This is a genomic window from Mesorhizobium sp. BR1-1-4 (assembly GCF_020165375.1).
GTDB lineage: Bacteria > Pseudomonadota > Alphaproteobacteria > Rhizobiales > Rhizobiaceae > Mesorhizobium > Mesorhizobium australicum.
On the sequence record NZ_JAIUIB010000001.1, the window covers coordinates 247300 to 263420 of the forward strand.

Below are 16121 nucleotides of genomic sequence, written 5' to 3' on the forward strand. Positions count from 1 at the left end.
GCCGCCACCCTCTTTAGAACTGCGGCAGTGTCGGCCGCGCCGCCAGCGCATCCTTGATGATCTTCTCGACAGCCTTGCGGCGTTCGCCCGACAGCGGCATGCGCGGCATGCGCACGCGGTCATTGGTGTTGATTGCGAACACTTCGGCAAGCTTGATGTTCTGCACAAGATAGGTCGAGACATCGAGGTCGAGCAGCGGCCGGAACCAGCGGTAGATGGCGAGCGCCTCTTCGCGGCGCCCCTGCTTCATAAGCTGGTAGATGGCGACGGTCTCGCGCGGGAAGGCGGTGACCAGACCGGCCACCCAGCCGATGGCACCCACGGAGAGCGCCTCGAAGGCCAGGTTGTCGACGCCGGTGAACAGGTCGTAGCGGCTGCCCAGGCGGTTGATGATCTCGGTCGAGCGGCGGATGTCGTCAGAGGATTCCTTGATGGCGACGAAGCGCTTGTCCGACGCCAGCTCCTCCATTTGGTCGACGCTTACATCGACGCGGTAGGCGAGTCGGTTGGAATAGATCATGACCGGCAAGTCGCCGGCTTCCGCCACTGCGCGCAGCGCCGCCACCGTCTCTTCCGCGTTGGTGTGGTAGATCGGGCTCGGCACCACCATCAGCCCATTGGCGCCTTCCTTGGCGGCGCGCTTGGCGATACTGGCGGCCTCGCGGGTGCCGGCCTCGTTGACCGTCAGCAGCACCGGCTTCTTGCCAGCGATCTTCTGCGCGGTCTTCAGCACCTCGATCTTCTCGTCAGGCGACAGCATCGGTCCCTCGCCCAGCGAGCCGCAGACGATGATGCCATCGCAGCCGGCATCCATTTGCAGGCCGAAGCAGCGCTCCATCTCGGCGTGATCGAGCCGGTCGTCGGCGGTGAATTTGGTCGTGACGGCGGGTAAAACTCCGGTCCACATAGCTATCTCTCCATCTGATATATCAGCCGTATATCTGTTAGGAAAGCTGCTGTCAATGCGGAATCTGTTATGATATATTCTAGATATATCAGGAGAGAGCCTTTGATATCCATGGAAGCAAGCATCGTGTCGGAGCCCGCGGCGACCAAGGCCTATCGCGTCCTCGAAAACATGATCGTCACGCTCGAACTGGCCCCGGCGAGTTTTGTTACCGAGGGGTCCCTGATCGAGCGGCTGGCGCTCGGCCGCACGCCGGTGCGCGAGGCGATCCAGCGGCTGGCCTGGGAGGGATTGCTAGACGTCAGGCCCCGCGCCGGCATCGCGATCGCGCCCCTGCACCCCGGCGACTGGCTGCGCGTGCTCGACGCAAGGCGCGGCGTCGAGGTGGTGCTCGCCCGTTCGGCCGCACGCTTCGTTACCCGCGAGGCCGCCGACCTGTTCCACGAGGCGGCGCTCGCCATGCAGAAAGCAGTGATATCAGGCAATGTGCTCGCCTTCATCCAGGCCGACAAGGCGCTTGACGAGGCGCTGGCGCTGGCCGCCGACAACCCGTTCGCCGCCCGGCTGGCCGCCCCCCTGCAGACCCACAGCCGCCGCTTCTGGTTCCGCTACAAGGCCGACACCGGGCTGGCGGAGTCCGCCGAGCACCATGTTGCATTGATCCGCTCGATCCTGGACGGCGATGAGGAAGGCGCCGCCAAGGACGCCAAGAAACTGATGGCACTGCTGCGCGGCCATGCCGAGGTCGCCGCCACGCGCTAGTTGCAAGAGCGCGAAGGCAAATCGCTCAGGCGCCCGGCAAGGCCGCCTTGAGTGTCGGGCTGTCCCAGCCTTCGCCAACCGACAGGATACAACTCTGGCCTTTCGTATCGGAAGCCAAGACCGTCCAGCTGCCTTGTTCCGAAACGAAGACCTCGAGGACCACATTGGGGTTGATCAGGCCGCGCCCGGCTTCGCTTTCGTGGAAGTTCTCGCCGAGCGCCTTCACGATATCGGCGCGTGGCGCGCATTGCCCAGCTGCATTTGCCTGAGCAGCGCACGAGCACATCGCCATCGCCGCAACGAACATTGTCGCCGTAAGACGTCGTGTCATTTGACACCTCCTTGCGCCGGACGATGCAATGCCACCGGCCCGCCGTCGGCGCCCTGGTTGTCTGCCGCGCCTCCTCCACGGCAGGATTGCAGCCCTAAGTCGCGCAATCCCCCACCGGTTCCATCACATTAGCGTTTGCAAAAACAAAAGGCCTAAGTCCGGGGACTTAGGCCTCAGGTTCAATCGATCTTCTCATCCGCCCTGCAGCGAGGAAGACCAGATAAAAAAGCGTCCGGTCAATTCATCGTCGGGATAACGAACTCGGCGCCGTCCTTGATGCCGGACGGCCAGCGCGAGGTAACCGTCTTGGTCTTGGTGTAGAAGCGGAACGCGTCCGGGCCATGCTGGTTGAGGTCGCCGAAGGAAGACGCCTTCCAGCCGCCGAAAGTGTAATAGGCGATCGGCACCGGGATCGGTACGTTGACGCCGACCATGCCGACCTGGACACGGCTGGCGAAGTCGCGCGCGGCGTCGCCATCGCGGGTGAAGATGGCGACGCCATTGCCCATCTCATGGTCGTTGGCGAGCTTGATGGCGTTCTCATAGGTCGGCGCGCGCACCACCGAGAGCACCGGCCCAAAGATCTCTTCCTTGTAGATGCGCATATCGGCCGTGACATTGTCGAAAAGGCAACCGCCCATATAGTAGCCGTCCTCATAGCCCTGCATCTTGAAGCCGCGGCCATCGACGACAAGCTTGGCGCCTTCCTTGACACCGGTGTCGACGTAGCCCTTGACGCGCTCCAGCGCCTGGGCGGTAACCAGCGGGCCGAAATCCGCTGCCGAATCCGTCGAGGGACCGACCTTCAGGCTTTCGACGCGCGGGATCAGCTTTTCCATCAGCCGGTTGGCGGTGTCGTTGCCGACCGGAACAGCCACCGAGATAGCCATGCAGCGCTCGCCGGCCGAGCCGTAGCCGGCGCCGATCAGTGCGTCGACGGTCTGGTCCATGTCGGCGTCGGGCATGATGATCATGTGGTTCTTGGCGCCGCCGAAGCACTGCACGCGCTTGCCGGCCGCCGTGCCGCGCGAATAGATGTAGTGCGCGATCGGCGTCGAGCCGACAAAACCGATGGCCTTGATGTCGGGATCGTCGAGGATGGCGTCGACGACATCCTTGTCGCCGTTGACGACATTGAGGATGCCGGCCGGCAGACCGGCCTCGATGAACAGTTCGGCAATGCGCATCGGCACACCCGGATCACGCTCCGAAGGCTTCAGGATGAAGGCGTTGCCGCAGGCGATCGCCGGCGCGATCTTCCAAAGCGGGATCATCGCCGGGAAATTGAACGGCGTGATGCCGGCGACGACGCCGAGCGGCTGGCGCATCGAATAGACATCGATGCCGGGGCCGGCGCCGTCGGTGAACTCGCCCTTCATCATGTGCGGAGCGCCGATGCAGACCTCGACCACTTCCAGGCCGCGCTGGATGTCGCCCTTGGCGTCGGCGATGGTCTTGCCATGTTCGCGCGCAAGGATCTCGGCCAGTTCGTCATAGTCGCGGGCAACCAGTTCGAGGAACTTCATCAGCACGCGCACGCGGCGCTGCGGATTGGTCGCGGCCCATTTGGGCTGTGCGGCCTTGGCGTTCTCGACCGCCGCGCGCAATTCCGCCTGCGAGGCCAGCGCCACCGTGCCGCGCACCGTGCCGTCCATCGGCTGCATGACGTCCTGCTTGCGGCCGCTGGTGCCGGCGACACGCTTGCCGCCGATGAAATGACCGTAGTCGATCATGATTTCTCTCCCTGGGTTGTGATGTCGCATTGTCCGCCTTTGGGCGGCCGATGGCAACGCGAGGGAGAACGCAACCGTTGTGCGCAAAATAGATATCGATTGACGCGCGAGCATCAATTCTCGCAATACTCGCCCGAGATCGCCATCAGGGGAACGCCATGAACTGGGATGACGTCCGCATCTTCCTCGCCGTGGCGCGGGCCGGCCAGATCCTTGGCGCCGCCAGGCGGTTGGAGCTGAACCACGCCACGGTCTCGCGCCGCATCGCGGCCCTTGAAGACGCGTTACGCACGAAACTCTTCCGCCGGCTGACCACCGGCAGCGAACTGACCCCGGCCGGCGAGCGCTTCCTCGACATCGCCGAGCGCATGGAGGGCGACATGATCGCCGCCCGCTCGACCATATCGGGCGAAGGCGACGACGTGTCCGGAACCGTGCGCATCGGCGCGCCTGACGGCTTCGGCGTCGCTTTCCTGGCCAAGCGGCTGGGCGAACTCACCGCCCAGCACCGCGAACTCACCATCCAGCTCGTCCCGGTGCCGCGCTCCTTCTCCCTGTCGCGACGCGAGGCCGACATTGCCATAACCGTCGAGCGGCCGACCGAAGGCCGGCTGGTGGCGGGAAAACTGGTCGACTACTCGCTCGGGCTGTTTGCCTCCCGCGGCTATGTCGACGCGCATGGCCTGCCCAAAACCGCCGCCGAACTTGGCCAGCACACCCTCATCGGCTATGTGCCTGACCTGATCGTCAGCCCGTCGCTCGACTACGCCGCCGAATTCAGCGCCGATTGGCGGACCAGCTTTGCCATCTCCTCCGCACTTGGTCAGGCCGAAGCGGTGCGCTCGAGCGCCGGCATCGGCATCCTGCACACCTTCGTCGCCCGCTCGATGCCGGAGTTGGTCGCCGTCGATGTGGTCGCGCCCATCCGCCGCGCCTACTGGCTGGTCTATCACGAATCGGTGAGACCGCTGCGCCGCGTCCAGATCGTTGCCTCCTTCATCACCAAGGCGGTGGAACGGGAGCGGGGGTTGTTTACCTGATTTCGCCCAGATGCCTGCGGGTTTCGCGCCCTTCAGGCAGGGTGCCGACATCACAATAACGCGGGCCTGGATCACGCACGCCGCCTTTTCCTTGCCACAAAACCGACCAGTGTGGCATCAGGCGTGCGGTCGCCGGCCATGGGACAGGTCGGGTGGGGAAATCTTTCAGAAAGCTGGCGCGGATAGACATGCGAGCCGTTCTTGCCATCCTGCCGCTGCTGTTCGTCTCCGCATGCGCCAACCCGTGGACAAAAGTGCCGGAAGCCGAATTGCCGAAACCGATCCGCTACGCCATGGCGCGTCCCTCGCCTTTCGTCATCGGCAATTACTGCGGTCCCGGCACCCGCACCGGCGATCTGTCGGCCCGGCCTGTCGATCGCCTCGACGCCGTTTGCCGAACCCATGATGCCTGCTACATCGCCCGCCGCAACCATTGCGACTGCGACGGCGCCCTTGTCGCCTCGGCGAGGGCGATCCGCGATGACATGACGGCGCCCCGCAAGATGCGCGGCGAGGCGGAACTGCTGATCGCCACCTTCGCCATCCCTGTCTGCAAGGTTTTCCCGCAAGGTTTCATGCCGCCCCGCGACCCGGCGCAGTTGAGCGTCATGAAGGCCGGGGCGACGGGGTGAACATCCGCACGGCCATCCTCGCCCTGTTCGGGCTGGCCGCCCTTGCCGGCTGCGGTGCGGGCCGCAATGCCTGCGACCTATCGGCCGGGCAGGAGGCTTGCGCACGGCCCTCGCTGTCGGCTGGCACGCCCGGGTCGCGGGTCGCGACTGAGCAGTTCTTCGGCAATGACGGCGGCAGCGACTATGAAAGACGGTTCCTGGCACTGCTCGCCCACCACCAGCTCGGCGCCATGGACCGCGCCAACGGCACGGGCCCCTTCGGGCGCAACCGCCTCGATGTCCAGAACCGCGATTTCCAGGCGACCTATTCGACGCTCCAGCACCTGGCCGGACCAGTCGCCAACGCTCATCTGCCGCCGACCGGTGGGGGCAGCGGCGACGGTTATTTCGACGGCCGCTGGCGGGTGTCGCGGCAGACGCTCTATATCGATGCGGCAGCGCGGCCCTCGGCCCCCAGGATTTTCGATTTCTCCGGCTTGCAGGCACGCAGCACCGAAATCGTCGTACGCCAGGCGGGCAAACAGCCGGCCGACATCGAAGGCAGTTGCGACGGCGCATTGGCGCTCCGCGCTGGCGGAGCCTCACGCACCATCGCCGCCGGTGCGGCATTCGGCTTTCACCTCTCCGGCGGGGACGACACGGTCAGCCTGTTCCCGGGCGACGGCCTGAACCGGTGCACTGCGAGGATCCGCTCCAGCCTTGCGCCCACCGGTACACCGCTCACCATCCGGCGCGAAGAAACCGCGGATCCGGCGCTTGCCAGCTTGGACAGCCGCTACCAGCGCTGCCCAGTCCCCGGCGATGCAGGCCTCGATGCGCTCGAGCGCGCCTTCTATGCCAGCCGCTGGCTGTCGCAGACCTGCGCCATGCCGATCGGCGAGCCCAGGCTGCTGCGCAAGTCGCGCGACGGCTTCAACGCCAAGGTCGAGGCGCTGATGGGCGCGCCGCTGTCCAATGCGGCAATAGACAAGGGCGATCCGGAACTGCCGCTCGATTTCTCGAAGGCGCCAAGGCTGAAGCTGATCTATCTGTCCTCGCTGGAATTCAAGGCCGACTTTTCCGGGCGCGTCATCGAACGGCTGATCCGCCATCATGCAGCGCTTGGCACCAAGGTGCGCATCATGGTCACCGACGTGCTGGAGCGCGAAAAGGACGACGCCATGCTGCACCGGCTGGCCGCCGAATTCCCCAATGTGGAGCTGCAGGAATATCGCTGGCGGGCGGACCACGGCGCGCCGATCGACGAGCAGATTTCACAACTGCACAAGGTCCATCATGTCAAGATGCTGGCCACGCTGGCGCAGGACCCCGCGCGCTCGCGCGTCATCATCGGCGGCCGCAACATCCATGACGGTTTCCTGTTCCACCAGCCGATCGATCTGTCGCGCTATCCGGACCTCGAGCAATACGGCAAGACCGACGGGTTTTCGCTGAATTACTACTCGAACTGGAGCGACTTCGACATCGAGTTCGCCGACCGGGCGACGGTCGAGACGCTCGCCGCGCAGCTGTCGACGATATGGCTGCGCGACGCCGACACCAACCTGGCGCGCCCCTTCTCCATCCCGGTCCGCGGAGATGGCCCCCGGGGCAATGCCCGGCATTTCATCTCGATGCCCTATGAGGATGACCATGCGCTGGAGGCCTATTTCGTCGAACTGGTCGATGCCGCCCGGCACCATATCCAGATCGTCAACCCCTACCTCAATCTGACGCCGAGCCTCGCCAAGGCTTTTGACCGGGCGCTCGCCCGCGGCGTCAGGATCGACGTTGTCGGCCGCATCGACCTCAAGGGCGATATCGGGGGCAGGTTTCTCACCGCGCTCAACAAGCTGTTCGTCGAGAAATATGGCGACCGTATCGATATCCGCGAGTTCAAGGCGCCTGACGTGGTGCTGCATTCCAAAATCATGATGATCGATGAAAGGCTGGTTGCCATCTCCTCGGTCAACCTCAACAACCGCAGCTTCTTCCACGATTCGGAGAACGGCATGATGGTGCTCGACCCCGCCTTCTACGCCAGGATGAAGCCGGTCTATGACGACTACCTCGTCCACTCGAACCCGGTCGCCACCAATGTGACGATCCCGTGGGCCTACCGGCTGCTGTTCGACGAGGCGTGGGTCAGGCAGGCGTTCTGATATCGCCCCGGTTCCGGGGCAACGACATAAGCAAAGAATAAAGCGCGAGACGCGCGGCGGCTATTTCAGGTAACGCTCCTGGGCCAAGGCACGCACGTCGATATCGGGCACCCGGTTGGAGATGATGTCGGCCAGAACCTTGGCCGAGCCGCAGGCCATGGTCCAGCCGAGCGTGCCATGGCCGGTGTTGAGATAGAGGTTGGACAGCTCCGTGCGGCCGATCAACGGCGGTCCGTCAGGCGTCATCGGCCGCAGCCCGCACCAGAACGTCGCATCGCGCATCGCGCCGGCTCCCGGAAACAGGTCGCCGACCGAGTGTTCGAGCGTGCGCCGGCGCGATTCATGCAGCCTGAGGTCGAAGCCGGAAATCTCGGCCGTGCCGCCGACGCGAATGCGGTCGCCGAGCCGGGTGATCGCGACCTTGTAGGTTTCGTCCATCACGGTCGACACGGGCGCGGCGGCGGCGTCCTTGATCGGCACCGTGATCGAATAGCCCTTGACCGGATAGACCGGGATCGGTCGCTTCATCCGGCGCATGAAACCAGCCGAATAGCTGCCCAGCGCCATCACATAGGCGTCGGCGGTCAGCCAGCCCTTGCTGGTGCTCATATTGTTGACGCGGTTGCGGCTGCGGATGACGCGCCATATCGTCGTGTCGTATTCGAACTTGACGCCGCGCGCCACGCAGAGCTCGGCCAGCCTGTCGGTGAACATCTTGCAGTCGCCGGTCTCGTCGCCCGGCAGTCTCAGGCCGCCGACGAATTTTTCACGCACCCCCGCCAGCGCCGGTTCCGCCGCGATGCAGCCGTTGGGATCAAGGACCTCATAGGGCACGCCATATTTCTTCAGCACCTCGACATCGCCTCCGGTGCCGTCGAGCTGCTTTTGCGTCCGGAACAGCTGCAGCGTGCCCTGCGTCCGCTCGTCATAGGCGATGCCGGTCGCCTCGCGCAGCGCCTTCAGCGTGTCGCGGCTGTATTCCGCCAGCGGCACCATGCGCGATTTGTTGATCGCGTAGCGCTCGGCGGTGCAGTTGCGCAGCATCTTGACCAGCCACGTCCACATGTGCGGATCGAAGGCCGGCCGCACCACCAGCGGACCATGCTTCATCAAGAGCCACTTGATCGCCTTGAGCGGGATGCCGGGGCCGGCCCAGGGCGAGGCATAGCCGGGCGAAATCTCGCCGGCATTGGCAAAGCTGGTTTCCAGCCCCGGCCCTTTCTGGCGGTCGATCACCGTCACCTCGTGGCCGGCCTCGGCGAGATAGTAGGCCGTGGTCACCCCGATCACGCCACTGCCCAGCACCATGATTTTCATCATTCACTCCTTGCCGCGCCGAGCGTCCTCAGGACGCCCGTGGACGCAGCCGTATTTTTCGATTTGCGCATGATCCCGAGCGAAAATCGATGCCGATCTTCGAGACCACGCGCTGTTGCCCATTCACGCCGCCGAGGGACCGGGGTCGTCGTCTTCTGTCTGCCGCATTCCGGCCGTCTCGCCAAGAGGCCTCCAATCGGCTGCGGCACTGTAGACGAGCCTGAGCCCGTGCGGTCGCTGCGCGTCAGCCTGGTGTTTCTGCCTGACCGTGCGCCGGGCAGCCTCCGGCTGGTAAAGCACGGCCCGGATCAGGATCGACTCCCGCCGGCCGTCGGCGTGTTCGACCATTGCAGTCTGGCCTTGCGCCATGCCAAGCATGCAGAGCCCGCGCCTCGTTGCGACCGACAGGCTGGAGCCGACCGGCCCGCGCACCTCGTGCTGCACCAGGGTTCGCGTCTCCGCGGGACCGGTATCGACGCCGAACACCACCCTGCTGTTCAGCGTGACGATGTCGGGGCCGACCGAATCGATCGGCACGACATCGGCGCGTGAAAGCTTGTGTTCGAGCATGCGCACGATCGGATCCGCGAATGCCCGCCGGCGCTCCAGCATGACTTCGAGAACGGCAAAGTCCTTCGTCGTCAGGCAGCAATTCGTGCTCGTCATCACCGCCTCCGCCATCAAGCTCGTTGCGGGCCGGAAGCCGGCGTATCGACGGCTTCGACGGTCACGGACAGTTCCCGACCACCACGACCGTTCCAGCAAACCGCCTGCCCAACGCTCGCGCCGATGAGCGCGGTTCCCATCGGCGTCAGCACCGAGATCCGGTTCTCGGCTATGTCGGCCTCGCCCGGGTAGACCAGCATGATGCGCTGGGTGTCCCCGCTTTCGCCGCGCACCATAACCGTCGAGCCCATTCGCACCACACCGGCCGGCATCGCCGCCGCGTTCGTGACGACGGCCCGGTCCATTTCCGAAAGCAGCTCCTCGGCCCTCTCGGGCGCGCGATCGAGCAACGCCCTCGCCAGGCCGGTCAGCCTGTCATGGTCGGCTTCGCTGATCAGAATATGGCTGTTTGGACGCAGTTCTTTTGCATGTTGCATGGCAAACCTCATGGATCGGCGCATCGAACGGATGCGCGCCTGCCGCCGCACTGGCGGCGGCGTGATGAAAGGCCGGCAGCCGCGAAGGGCTGTTCGGCTTGCGCTTGTGGATGTATGGATGCCCCGGTACGGACGGACGCCAGAAGGCGGCCGCGCCGGGGCTACGATCCCGCGATCGGGCAGACCCTGAACAAAGTTGTGCTATAAGCGAGGTTGCTCATGCGCCGAACCTTGCCGACAGGCGTCCGCTTGTCAAGCGCGGCCAAACCGCTCAGCCGCCGACATAGCGCCGATGAAACCGCGTCCCAAAGCTGGCCAGGATTTCGTAGCCGATGGTGCCGGCATGGCCGGCGGCATCGTCGACGCTCTGTGAAGGGCCGAGCAGTTCGACGAGATCCCCTTCGCGGAGCCTGCCGGGCGGCAAGGCCGAGATGTCGAGAATGATCGAATCCATCGACACGCGTCCGAGGAAGGGCAGGCGCGCGCCCTCGAACCAGGCGGCCGACGCGGACCGGCGCAGCCAGCCATCCGCGTAGCCGAACGAGATCGTCGCCAGGCTGAGCGGCCCTTCCGCGTGGTAGGTGTGGCCATAGCCGATGCCGGTGCCCTTTTCGACGCCGCGCGTCTGCGCCACCTTGGCCTGCAGCCGCGCCACGGGCAGCATCGGGTTGGGTTCGGCAGGCGTCGGATTGATGCCGTAGAGCGCGGCGCCAGGGCGGGCGAGATCATAATGGTAGGACGGTCCCAGAAAGATGCCGGAGGAATTGGCGAGCGAGGCGGGCGCCCCGGGCAGCATGGCACGCAACCGCTCGAAGGCCCGCCGCTGCTGTTCGTTGGCGGGATGGTGCGGCTCGTCGGCGCAGGCCAGGTGGCTCATTACATACCTGATGGCGATGCCATCGAACGCGGCGGTGTCGCCGGCCATGGCCTCGACTTCGGGCGGCGCCATGCCAAGTCGCGACATGCCGCTGTCGACCTGGATGGCGGCCGGAAGTCTTTGGCCAACGCGATGTGCCGCCGCGCGCCAGGCTCTCAACTGTGCGCCACTGTTGATGACCGCGCAGAGACCATACGCGACCGCTTCCCCCTCGGAGCCTGGCGGCAGACCGTTCAGCACATAGATCGCGGGTCCGGCCCCGATCGCCTTGCGGAGCGCGATTCCTTCGTCCAGCAGAGCGACGAAGAAGATGTCGCAGCCTTCTTTCATCAGCGCCGATGCCACTTGGCTCGCACCCAGACCGTAGCCGTCGGCCTTGACCACGCCCGCGCAGCGCACGCCGCCCAGCCGCGCCTTCAGTCGCCGGTAATTTTCACGGATCGCGCCAAGATCGATGGTGAGGATTGCCCCGGCAGCAGCCTCGCTCGGGGCGTCGGCTTCCTCGGGCAGTGATCTTTTGGGGGCGTCGTACATGGCGGCCCTTCTTGTGACGGACAGACATCAAATCAATACGGCGGTCGAACCGGCGCGGCAACCGCGGGCGTTTGAACCGCGGCCGGAGCCCGTCCAGCTATGGCACAAGGTGACGGAACGCCCCCACCACCTCTTCATAGACCTTGCGCTTGAACGGCACGATCAGGTCGGGCAGGTCTTGCATCGGCCGCCATGACCATTTGTCGAATTCGGCTGTGTGGCCGCCCGGCGGCGGATTGATCTGGATCTCGCTGGCATCGCCATGGAAGCGGAAGGCGTACCATTTCTGCGTCTGGCCGCGATACCGCCCCTTGAAGGCGATACCGACCAGATGGTCCGGCAGGTCATAGTTGATCCAGTCCGGCGCTTCTGCCAACAGCGAGACGCTGCGCATGCCGGTCTCCTCGTAGAGCTCGCGCTCGGCGGCCTGCAACGGCTCCTCGCCCTTGTCGATGCCGCCTTGCGGCATCTGCCAGAGCTGCGTCGTGCCGGCGAACTCGCTGTCGGGTTCGGCAATGCGATGCCCGACCCAAACCAGCCCCTCGCCATTGAGGATCATCAGCCCGACACAGGGTCGGTAGGGCAGCGTTTCGCGGTCGACTTTTTTCGTCTGCGGCATCACTTAGTCTCTCCAGTCGCCTTCCGAAGGCCTTGGCTAACCCCTTTGCGGATCGACGGCCACCGCTGAAATCGGCACGATCTCGATGCCGCGCTTCTTGGCCTCGGCCACCCATGACGAGACCGTGTCGACCGTCAGGTCGAAAGCCGAGCCGATGCCGACGGCCGTGCCTTTGGCACGCGCGGTCGCTTCGAGACTGTCGAGCTTCTTCAGGATGGCGCCGCGATCCTGCACCGCATCGATCGCCGTGTCGCCGGCGACGAAAGGGACGCCATTCCTCAGCGCCATGTCCGGAGCCAAGCTGCGCGCCGACGAGCCGTCGTCGATATAGGCGAGGCCCCTTTTGCCAAGTTCGGCCATGAACGGCTCCATCGCCGCGGAGTCGGCGGAAAACCGCGCGCCCATATAGTTCATGACACCGGTATAGTTCGTCGTCCGCGACAGCGCCCAGTGCAGGTTCTTCAGGTTTTCTTCCGCGCTCGCCGCCACCGTCAGCGTGTTGCGGCCGGGGTTGACCTTGGGATAGTCGAACGGCTCGAGCGGCACCTGCATGACGACCTCGTGGCCGCTCTGCCTTGCGGCCTGCATCCAGCGGCCGATGCTGTTGCCCTGTGGCGCGAAGGCCAGCGTCACTTCCGCCGGCAGCTTGGCGATCGCCGCCTGGGTACCAGTCTGTGAAACCGCGAGCCCGCCGATGATGATCGCCACACGCGCGCCACGCGTGCCGGACCATGGCCGCGCATAGACGTCGAACGGTCGCCTTCCGTCGGCGGAGCGCATCGGCAAGGGCCCGGTTTCACTGGTTTCGATCAGCGCATTGTCGGGAATATGCGCGATCTTGAGGTTCTGGCCGACGGTCGATGGATCGCGAATGACGATTGCCGCCTTGGGCGGGCCATCGCCTTCTTCGGTCTGCACATGAATGATCTGCGGACCGCCCGTCTTGGCCGGCATCTCCACCTTTGGCGCCGCCGCCGGGGCCAATGCGGGAGGCGACGCGGCGGGCTCGGCCGCCGCGGTCACTTTCGGCGTCGAGACGGCGACTTCCTGCGGCTTTCGAAACGGCTTTTCCCTGAACGCGATCGCGGCCGAGACGCCGACCACGGCAAGCACGATCGCGCTCGCCGCGATCACACCGACGCTGATCTTGCCGGCGCCGCGAGGCGCCCGGACGGCCTGTCCAAGCGGGCGTTCGATGTCCTTGCCGATATCAGCCAAGCCCTATCCCCGATGCACGGTTCCGAAGGCGACCTCCTTCGGCAACACATGCACGAATTCATCAATCCTGGCGCCTGGGCGCCATATCTGGAGGCCTGGTCCTGCCCCCCGAATCAAACTGCCGGAACCTTTCGGTCCCGGCAGCATCGCATTGCTTCGTTCAACCGGCCAGACCGGTTGCCTTACTGGTTGAGCACGGCCTTTTCCGGATTGGGCGGGAAGGCCGGATCGGTCTTCTGGCCGCGCAGCAACTGCTCGGCATAGATGAGCTGCAGGTCGTCCTTCGGATCCGGTGGCACATAGGCCGCGGAGCCCGAGCCGGTCTTGCTCTCGTCGGCGCCCTTGATATGGCCCTTGAGATCGGATTCGCCGCGCGTCAGGTCCCTGCCCTGCAGTTCGGGCGGCAGGGGCTGGTCGACCTTGATGTCGGGCGTGATGCCCTTGCCCTGGATCGATTTGCCCGATGGCGTGTAATAGAGCGCCGTCGTCAGCCTGAGCGCGCCATTCTCGCCGAGCGGGATGATGGTCTGGACCGAGCCCTTGCCGAAGGACTGCGTGCCGACCACCGTGACGCGGCGCAGGTCCTGCAGCGCGCCGGCGACGATTTCCGAAGCGCTGGCCGAGCCGCCATTGACGAGCACGATCATCGGCTTGCCGTTGATATCGTCGGTCTGCTTGGGCTTGGCGTCGAAGCGGGTGACGTCCTTTGGATCGCGTCCGCGCGTCGAGACGATCTCGCCGCGCTTGAGGAAGGCGTCCGACACGCTCACCGCCTGGTCGAGCAGGCCACCCGGATTGAGGCGCAGGTCGAGCACATAGCCCTTCAGCTTGTCGTCCGGCACCTGCTTCTTGATGGTCTCGATAGCGTTCTCGAGGTCGTCATAGGTCTTTTCGGTAAAGGAGGTGATCTTCATGTAGCCGATATCGTTCTCGACCCGGAACTTGACCGCCTTGACCTTGATGATGTCGCGCACCACCGTCAGCTCGATCGGCTTGTCGGCGCCCTGGCGCAGGATGGTCAGCTTGATCGGCGTGTTGACCAGGCCGCGCATCTTGTCGACCGCGTCGTTGAGCGTCAGGCCGCGAACCTCCTCGCCGTCGATCTTGGCGATATAGTCGCCGGCCAGCACGCCAGCCTTGGCGGCCGGCGTGTCGTCGATCGGCGTGATCACCTTGACCAGGTCGTTCTCCATGGTGACCTCGATGCCGAGGCCGCCGAACTCGCCCTTGGTCTGCACGCGCATGTCCTGCGCCTGTTCGGCGTTCATGTAGGAGGAGTGCGGGTCGAGCGAGGAAAGCATGCCGTTAATGGCGTTCTCGACCAGCGACTTGTCGTCGGGCGGGGTCACATACTGCGCCCGCACCCGCTCGAAGATGTCGCCGAAGATCGCCAGTTGCTTGTAAGTCTCCGACCCCGCAGCGTTCGCCGCCGAGCCGGGTGCGCCATAGACAAGGCTCATGGCGGACGCGCCCATCAGCGCACCGGCAAACAGAAGCGACAGTTTCCGCATCATTTCACGTCCTTCCAGAAAAACGGTCCGCCCACCATGGGGCCGGATCGACGGGTTTTCCATCCTTGCGGAACTCGACATAGAGCTCCGGCGTGGCATTTCCATTCTTCGAAACCGAGGTGCTTGCCACCCGGGCTTCTCCCATCGCGCCGACCGGCTCTCCTGCAAGCACCGACTGGCCAGTCGCGACGCTGATTCTGCTCATCCCAGCCAAGACGACATGATAACCGTCGCCGGCATTGAGGATCAAGAGTTGACCGTAGGAGCGAAACGGCCCCGCATAAAGCACATTCCCATCCGCCGGCGCGGTAACGATGGCTCCCGATTGTGTCGCAACCATGTCCCCAAGCATCAAGGCGCCGTTACCGTCGTCGGCGCCAAACCTGAGTTTGATGCGGCCGGTGACCGGCAGGGCGACCTGTCCTTGCAGTGCCGAGAAAGGCGCCGCGGCGGTCAACCTGTTGCCTTCGGGAACCGGCAGCGATGCCGTCTGGTCGCCACCGGGCTCGGTGCCGCCGGCCTGGCCAGCGGCGGCTGCCTTTGCGGCATCCGCCGCCTTGCGGTTCTTGTCCGCCTGCGCTTCGAGCGAGGCGATCAGATCCTTCAGGCTGCTGGCTTTGGCCGCCAATTGCTCGGAACGCTGCTGTTCGGCCGCCATCTGCGCCTTCGTGTCGGTCTCGAGCTTCTGCTTGGCTTCGAGCAGCATGCCGAGCCGCTTCTTCTCCGCCGTCTGATCGCCGACCGCCGCCGTCAGCCGCGCCCGTTCGGCCTCGATCGAAGCCGTCACCCGGGTCTGCTCCTTGAGATCGGCCAGCAGGCTGTCGGTCTGCTGGCGCAATTCAGGCACCACGGCGCCGAGCAGGATGGCGCTGCGCACCGACGACAGCGCATCTTCCGGCTTGACCAGGATCGCCGGCGGCGGGTTGAGCCCCATGCGCTGCAGGGCGCCCAGCACTTCGGCCAGCACATCGCGTCGCGCCGCCAACGAAGTACGGATCTTCTGTTGCTGGCCCTTCAGCCCTTCCAGCTTGGCGCCGATGTCCTCGATGTCCTGGCCGAGCTTCTGCTCGGTCATCGCCGACTGGATGAGTGCCGCGGTGATCGAGGCGTGGTCCTTCTTGACCGCGGCGATATCGGCGGCGAGCTTGGCCAGCCGTTCGGACGACAGCGTTATTTCCTTCGAAACCTGCTCGTATTCGGCACGGCTCTGGTCCGGATCGGGCGCCATGTCGAGCGTGTTTTCGGCCCGCACAGCATGCAGCGACAGAAGCGCCGCCGCCGCGGCGATACCGCAGCGCACGCGCCAGGAGCCCCCCGTCGATGGGCCCGTCGTCGATTTCCAGCCTTCAGACATTCGCGATCGATTCTATCCGCGCCTTCGTTAACGAATCATCAA

Annotated in this window: 15 protein-coding genes; 4 read left to right on the plus strand and 11 right to left on the minus strand. The window is 65.0% G+C overall.

Translation table 11 applies throughout. The features are described from left to right. Window positions 1-13: 13 nt before the first annotated feature. Window positions 14-907, minus strand: a complete 894-nt coding sequence (locus LB571_RS01275) for a dihydrodipicolinate synthase family protein (protein WP_140712543.1) — start codon at window positions 905-907, stop codon at window positions 14-16. 69 nt (window positions 908-976) lie between these two features. Here LB571_RS01275 and LB571_RS01280 point away from each other — a divergent pair, with 69 nt between their 5' ends. Continuing rightward, window positions 977-1669 (plus strand): GntR family transcriptional regulator, encoded by a 693-nt coding sequence (locus LB571_RS01280; protein ID WP_051041241.1) that lies wholly within the window; start codon window positions 977-979, stop codon window positions 1667-1669. A 25-nt stretch (window positions 1670-1694) separates the two neighbouring features. Here the strand turns inward: LB571_RS01280 and LB571_RS01285 are convergent, their stop codons facing one another. Beyond that, window positions 1695-2000, minus strand: coding sequence for a hypothetical protein (locus LB571_RS01285; protein ID WP_015315212.1), 306 nt, complete (start codon window positions 1998-2000; stop codon window positions 1695-1697). Window positions 2001-2236: 236 nt separating this feature from the next. Then, window positions 2237-3733, minus strand: a complete 1497-nt coding sequence (locus tag LB571_RS01290; RefSeq protein WP_027141740.1) for a CoA-acylating methylmalonate-semialdehyde dehydrogenase — start codon at window positions 3731-3733, stop codon at window positions 2237-2239. A gap of 158 nt (window positions 3734-3891) precedes the next feature. Between LB571_RS01290 and LB571_RS01295 the strand changes: the two genes are divergently transcribed. From LB571_RS01295 to LB571_RS01305, 3 genes are all read left to right on the plus strand, one after another. Then, window positions 3892-4773 carry a LysR family transcriptional regulator gene (locus LB571_RS01295; protein ID WP_140662594.1) on the plus strand — a complete coding sequence of 294 codons (882 nt, stop codon included), beginning with the start codon at window positions 3892-3894 and terminating at the stop codon, window positions 4771-4773. A 188-nt stretch (window positions 4774-4961) separates the two neighbouring features. Next, window positions 4962-5405, plus strand: coding sequence for a hypothetical protein (locus LB571_RS01300; protein ID WP_224591716.1), 444 nt, complete (start codon window positions 4962-4964; stop codon window positions 5403-5405). After that, window positions 5402-7546 (plus strand): phospholipase D-like domain-containing protein, encoded by a 2145-nt coding sequence (locus tag LB571_RS01305; RefSeq protein WP_224591719.1) that lies wholly within the window; start codon window positions 5402-5404, stop codon window positions 7544-7546. Before LB571_RS01300 ends, LB571_RS01305 begins: the two co-directional genes overlap by 4 nt. Before the next feature lie 60 nt (window positions 7547-7606). On the opposite strand, the gene LB571_RS01310 is transcribed toward LB571_RS01305, so the two are convergent. The 8 genes from LB571_RS01310 to LB571_RS01345 form a co-directional block, all read right to left on the minus strand. Further along, complete coding sequence (locus LB571_RS01310; protein ID WP_140662589.1) at window positions 7607-8863, minus strand: D-amino acid dehydrogenase; 1257 nt, start codon at window positions 8861-8863, stop codon at window positions 7607-7609. A 123-nt stretch (window positions 8864-8986) separates the two neighbouring features. Then, complete coding sequence (locus tag LB571_RS01315; protein ID WP_140790032.1) at window positions 8987-9529, minus strand: nucleoside-diphosphate kinase; 543 nt, start codon at window positions 9527-9529, stop codon at window positions 8987-8989. Window positions 9530-9543: 14 nt separating this feature from the next. Further along, a complete protein-coding gene (rnk, locus tag LB571_RS01320) occupies window positions 9544-9966 on the minus strand; it encodes a nucleoside diphosphate kinase regulator (RefSeq protein ID WP_224591724.1) in 423 nt (140 codons plus the stop codon). 271 nt (window positions 9967-10237) lie between these two features. After that, a complete protein-coding gene (gene alr / locus LB571_RS01325; RefSeq protein WP_224591726.1) occupies window positions 10238-11377 on the minus strand; it encodes an alanine racemase in 1140 nt (379 codons plus the stop codon). A gap of 97 nt (window positions 11378-11474) precedes the next feature. Further along, window positions 11475-11996, minus strand: a complete 522-nt coding sequence (locus LB571_RS01330; RefSeq protein ID WP_140662582.1) for an RNA pyrophosphohydrolase — start codon at window positions 11994-11996, stop codon at window positions 11475-11477. A gap of 36 nt (window positions 11997-12032) precedes the next feature. Continuing rightward, entirely contained in the window at window positions 12033-13214 is a 1182-nt protein-coding gene (locus tag LB571_RS01335) for a divergent polysaccharide deacetylase family protein (RefSeq protein ID WP_224591729.1), read from the minus strand. 182 nt (window positions 13215-13396) lie between these two features. Next, window positions 13397-14728, minus strand: a complete 1332-nt coding sequence (locus tag LB571_RS01340; RefSeq protein ID WP_015315201.1) for a S41 family peptidase — start codon at window positions 14726-14728, stop codon at window positions 13397-13399. 1 nt (window position 14729) lies between these two features. Next, complete coding sequence (locus LB571_RS01345) at window positions 14730-16079, minus strand: murein hydrolase activator EnvC family protein (RefSeq protein WP_224587611.1); 1350 nt, start codon at window positions 16077-16079, stop codon at window positions 14730-14732. Between the last annotated feature and the right edge of the window lie 42 nt (window positions 16080-16121).

Excerpts from the sequence above, each read along its gene's own strand:
- LB571_RS01330 (WP_140662582.1), bottom strand. The coding sequence starts at position 11,996 with ATGCCGCAGACGAAAAAAGTCGACCGCGAAACGCTGCCCTACCGACCC.
- LB571_RS01340 (WP_015315201.1), bottom strand. The coding sequence starts at position 14,728 with ATGATGCGGAAACTGTCGCTTCTGTTTGCCGGTGCGCTGATGGGCGCG.
- LB571_RS01285 (WP_015315212.1), bottom strand. The coding sequence starts at position 2,000 with ATGACACGACGTCTTACGGCGACAATGTTCGTTGCGGCGATGGCGATG.
- LB571_RS01290 (WP_027141740.1), bottom strand. The coding sequence starts at position 3,733 with ATGATCGACTACGGTCATTTCATCGGCGGCAAGCGTGTCGCCGGCACC.
- LB571_RS01310 (WP_140662589.1), bottom strand. The coding sequence starts at position 8,863 with ATGAAAATCATGGTGCTGGGCAGTGGCGTGATCGGGGTGACCACGGCC.
- LB571_RS01300 (WP_224591716.1), top strand. The coding sequence starts at position 4,962 with ATGCGAGCCGTTCTTGCCATCCTGCCGCTGCTGTTCGTCTCCGCATGC.
- LB571_RS01280 (WP_051041241.1), top strand. The coding sequence starts at position 977 with ATGATATATTCTAGATATATCAGGAGAGAGCCTTTGATATCCATGGAA.
- alr (WP_224591726.1), bottom strand. The coding sequence starts at position 11,377 with ATGTACGACGCCCCCAAAAGATCACTGCCCGAGGAAGCCGACGCCCCG.
- LB571_RS01315 (WP_140790032.1), bottom strand. The coding sequence starts at position 9,529 with ATGACGAGCACGAATTGCTGCCTGACGACGAAGGACTTTGCCGTTCTC.
- LB571_RS01295 (WP_140662594.1), top strand. The coding sequence starts at position 3,892 with ATGAACTGGGATGACGTCCGCATCTTCCTCGCCGTGGCGCGGGCCGGC.
- LB571_RS01345 (WP_224587611.1), bottom strand. The coding sequence starts at position 16,079 with ATGTCTGAAGGCTGGAAATCGACGACGGGCCCATCGACGGGGGGCTCC.
- LB571_RS01275 (WP_140712543.1), bottom strand. The coding sequence starts at position 907 with ATGTGGACCGGAGTTTTACCCGCCGTCACGACCAAATTCACCGCCGAC.
- rnk (WP_224591724.1), bottom strand. The coding sequence starts at position 9,966 with ATGCAACATGCAAAAGAACTGCGTCCAAACAGCCATATTCTGATCAGC.